We start from the raw sequence: 2031 nt of genomic DNA on the forward strand, positions 1-2031 counted from the left end.
CACCGATTTTCGCGGAAGGTTTCACCGTCATAATCAGGTCTAGTTTTTGGCGTGGTTTGGCTGTGGCGGTCATGGTGTGAAAACGATCCGCAGGGGTTTTCCGCCGAGCCAGGGCGGGGTGAGCGGCGCCCTCAGTTTTTTCACTCCCAGAAGGACGGGCGTGTGAGCGCGTTTGCGCACCCGGACTTCGAATGCGTCTCCATCGTAGCGCACGAGTCCCGGCACGTCCACGAAGCGGCGGAAGATTTCAGGCGCCAGGTGGTTTTCGAAGCGTGGCAGGTCGGCGGCGAAGCGGTGGTACAGGAAGTCGGCCGCGACGGAAAGAAGGATATCGAAGTGGATGCGCACCATGATGGGGGACGAAAGGGCGTTGAGGTTGAAGAAGTCGGCCAGTTCGGCCAGTTTGTTTTCGATGCGCCACCTTCGGGCGTAGATGGAGAGGATGTCGGCAAGGGCGACGTCGCGGTTGTTGGTGACGACGTATGTGGGGGCGGCGCGGCCGTGGTCTTTCATGATGATCTGGCGAAGGGGCGCGGGGCAGCCTTTGAGATGCGCCTCGTTTTCATGCGCGATGAAGGTGTGGTGTTTTCGCTTGGGGATGGGAAGCTTGATTTTGCGCCACTGCGAGGGGGGGATGGCGTCGGTCTGCGCCGCCAGGCTCTTGCCGCGCCGGCGAAGTGTGATGAATTTGACGCCGTGGACGTCGAGTTCGCCCAGGATTTTGTAGTTGGTCAGCCGCGAGTCGAATACCAGCGTCTGGTCGATCACGCCCTTGATGTCTCTGAGATAATCGACGAAGTGAAGGATCTCCCTCGAGCTGTTTCTGCGCAGCACGTCGGCGTTCGCGTAGAGAAGCGACCGTGTTTCGGCGTCCTGGGCGAAGAAGGTGTTTGCGCCTTTGAGCGCCTTGTTGCGCGAGCCGCACCAGACTTTCTCCATGGCGGAGCGCTCGCCGAAGTGGGGGATGGAGTGGAAGTCCAGGTTGATCGTGGCGCCGTTGAAAAACGACGGCTCGCGGGCGGCGAACCCGGCGACGAGCTCCTTCTGAAGGTCGCGGCACAATTGCGCGGAGGCGAGGCAGGAGTAGGTTCCCATGTAGGTGGGCTTGGGCGGGACGTTCAGTCCCGCGAAAAGCCCCAGCCCCGCGTCGTGGTCGTACTGGCGCACGTGGCACAACCTCTCGCCGCCGATGAGCTTGAGCGCCAGCAGGCTGAGCATCGCCTGGGTCGCTCCGATCTGTTTTGACTGCGGAAGCGGCAGTTTCCGGAAGGTCTCGATCAGCCCCGATTCGAGCAGGTACGGGATGAAAAAAAAGACGCCGGCCACCTGGCATTCGGCGGCGAAGGGTTTGAGCGCGTCGAAATCCAGATTTGCCGCCGGCTGCGGCAACAGCGTGTTTTTCGCGCTTAACCCCCGCGCCGCCTCCGTTCGGCGCGGCAGTCTGCCGAAGCCCGCGTCGCGCAGCACGCGCTCCACCGTGCTCAGGCTTGGCGCCGCGCCCTCGACCAGCAGGCGGGCGTGAATATCGGCGACCGAAAGCCCCTCTCTGCGCAGCGAACGGATCGTCTCGCGCAAGTGGGGCGGAACCCGGCGCTGCTTCGGTCCGGCTGCCGCCTGCGGGAACAACACCAGCCCGCCCGTCCTCAAATCGTGCGCCATGGCGAAAAGCGTTTTCTCGGAAAAACCGAAAGCGGCGGCGGCATCCCTTGCGGGCGTCCCGTCGAGCACGTATGCCCGCAGAGCCTCGTACTGCCGCTGTTTCGGAGTCTTCGGGTCGAGGAAAAATGGTTTCAGGTCTTCGCGCATACTCCCTCCTGTTAACTTTGGTATAATTATGACGCTTACAAACATGTGAATGATACGTGTTAAGATGTGTTTTGTCAATACGGTCGGGGAAAAATAATTCGGATTGCGAAGAGAAATCAGGCGCAGCGCCTGCGCCACGAACCGCAACGGCTGGAACAAAGACGCCGCCGCGTGCAAATATAACCTTCAAATGGCAGCCAAACTATTTTTGGCGCATCAGGAGGA

At 61.0% G+C, this 2031-nt stretch carries 1 protein-coding gene; it reads right to left on the minus strand.

Annotated elements, in window-relative coordinates; genetic code table 11:
• Positions 1 to 69: 69 nt before the first annotated feature.
• Entirely contained in the window at positions 70 to 1806 is a 1737-nt protein-coding gene (locus AB1781_11355) for a transposase (protein MEW5705163.1), read from the minus strand.
• Positions 1807 to 2031: the final 225 nt, after the last annotated feature.

The organism is Pseudomonadota bacterium (assembly GCA_040752895.1).
Taxonomy (GTDB): domain Bacteria; phylum Pseudomonadota; class Alphaproteobacteria.

Excerpts from the sequence above, each read along its gene's own strand:
- AB1781_11355 (MEW5705163.1), bottom strand. The coding sequence starts at position 1,806 with ATGCGCGAAGACCTGAAACCATTTTTCCTCGACCCGAAGACTCCGAAA.